This is a genomic window from Roseateles sp., assembly GCF_049240545.1.
Taxonomy (GTDB): domain Bacteria; phylum Pseudomonadota; class Gammaproteobacteria; order Burkholderiales; family Burkholderiaceae_C; genus Paucibacter_A.
The window spans coordinates 1-1,960 of the sequence record NZ_JBMLSK010000065.1 but is presented as its reverse complement, the minus strand read 5'-3'; the positions used below and the strand labels follow the sequence as shown (position 1 = coordinate 1,960).

The window sequence follows — 1,960 nt, the reverse complement described above, 5'->3', positions numbered from 1 at the left end:
AGAACGTCTCTGGCCGCAAGAGCGATGTGCTGGATTGCCAGTGGCTGCAGCAGCTCATGAGCTTTGGCCTGCTGAGTGGTGCCTTCCGCCCGGCCGACGAGGTCTGCGTGCTGCGCGCACTGACCCGTCAGCGCGCCATGATCCTGCGCTCCAAGGCTAGGTTCGTGCAGCACATGCAGAAGGCGCTGACGCAGATGAACATCCAGCTCGCCAACGTCATCTCCGACGTGGTTGGCGAGACCGGGCAGAAGATCCTGCGGGCCATCAACGCAGGTGAGCGTGACGGACTCAAGCTCGCACAGCTCAAGAACTCGCGCATCCACGCCAGCGCCGATGAGATCGCCGCCAGCCTGCAGGGCAACTGGCGCGCCGAGCACCTGTTCGCGCTCAAGCAGGCGCTGGACGCCTTCGACTTCTGCGTTACCCAGTTGGGTCAGTGCGACGCCGAGATCGATGCGCAGCTCCAACGCCTTCATGCGCACGATGGCGATCCGGCCAAGGGCAAGAAGCGCGGCCGGGCTCGCAACGCGCCCAAGTTCGATCTGCGCCGCCAGCTCTTCCAGATGTGCGGTGTGGACCTCACGCGCATCGACGGCATCGACGTGACCACGGCACTGGTTGTCGTCAGCGAGACCGGCACTGACATGAGCCGCTTCCCCAGCGACAAGCACTTCGCTTCCTGGCTGGGCTTGTGCCCGGGCACCAAAATCACCGGCGGCAAGGTGATGAGCGGCAAGACCAAGCGGTGTGCCAATCGGGCGGCTCAGGCCTTGCGCTTGGCGGCGGCAGCGCTGCGGTCGAGCCAGTCCGCGCTGGGTGCGTACTACCGTCGCCTGTGCGCCCGCATGGACAAAGGCAAGGCCGTCACGGCCGCCGCGCACAAGCTCGCCAGGCTGATCTACGCGATGCTGAGCAAGGGCGAGGAGTACACCGATGCGGGGCAGGACTACTTCGAGGAACGATACCGCGAGCGCGTACTGCGGAACCTCACCGAACGGGCCAAGAAGCTCGGCATGCAGATCATCCCTGCGGCTCAACCCGCCTGAAAACACCATTGCAGATCAACTACTTGGGAGGTGTTTCTTGAGAGCGGTGTGCCAATCGGGCGGCTCAGGCCTTGCGCTTGGCGGCGGCAGCGCTGCGGTCGAGCCAGTCCGCGCTGGGTGCGTACTACCGTCGCCTGTGCGCCCGCATGGACAAAGGCAAGGCCGTCACGGCCGCCGCGCACAAGCTCGCCAGGCTGATCTACGCGATGCTGAGCAAGGGCGAGGAGTACACCGATGCGGGGCAGGACTACTTCGAGGAACGATACCGCGAGCGCGTACTGCGGAACCTCACCGAACGGGCCAAGAAGCTCGGCATGCAGATCATCCCTGCGGCTCAACCCGCCTGAAAACACCATTGCAGATCAACTACTTGGGAGGTGTTTCTTGAGAGAGGCCCTGGCATTCTCGAGCTCCCGCTGAACTGACTGAAGGCACTCCGCGTTCCGACCGAACGAAAGCAGAGAAACTGCTTGTTCGTATGAACACCACCGATATGCCTTGTGCTCAACTGAGAGCACTGGGGCGACTGCATTCGGAAGGACCGAATAGAAAACCAGCTCAGTAACCTCCGAGGAATAGCCGCCATACGAAGCTCGCCACTCCTGCCTGATGGGAAAGCGATGTTCAAACCCACTCGGACGCGCGCCAGGGATGGCGATGCAAGTCTCCTCTTCCACCTCGCGAATGGCGGCTTGCTCATAGGTCTCGCCAACATCGAGGGCGCCGGTTACTCCTTGCCAGAAGTCCGGCAAAGCCAGATCCGGCCGCTCGTTCCGTTGAAGCAACAAGTACGACAGACCAGATTCACCACGAACGGTCAAGAAGACTTGGACGGAGAAGGGGCGACGCATCGAGGGGTCTAACGTTTGAGCTGAGTGGACGAAACTGGCTGGCTGCGTGAAGCGATGATCAAC

At 62.4% G+C, this 1,960-nt stretch carries 3 protein-coding genes; 2 read left to right on the top strand and 1 reads right to left on the bottom strand.

Annotated elements, in window-relative coordinates:
• The coding region (locus ACOVRJ_RS03830; protein WP_422042573.1) for an IS110 family transposase at positions 1 to 1,046 on the top strand (1,046 nt) is incomplete at its 5' end.
• A gap of 146 nt (positions 1,047 to 1,192) precedes the next feature.
• Positions 1,193 to 1,393 carry a hypothetical protein gene (locus tag ACOVRJ_RS03825; protein ID WP_422042572.1) on the top strand — a complete coding sequence of 67 codons (201 nt, stop codon included), beginning with the start codon at positions 1,193 to 1,195 and terminating at the stop codon, positions 1,391 to 1,393.
• 15 nt (positions 1,394 to 1,408) lie between these two features.
• Here ACOVRJ_RS03825 and ACOVRJ_RS03820 read toward each other — a convergent pair.
• Positions 1,409 to 1,960: NUDIX hydrolase (locus ACOVRJ_RS03820; RefSeq protein WP_422042571.1), on the bottom strand; the 552-nt coding region annotated here is incomplete at its 5' end.

Coding starts and splice junctions, on each gene's coding strand:
- ACOVRJ_RS03825 (WP_422042572.1), top strand. CDS start 1,193: ATGGACAAAGGCAAGGCCGTCACGGCCGCCGCGCACAAGCTCGCCAGG.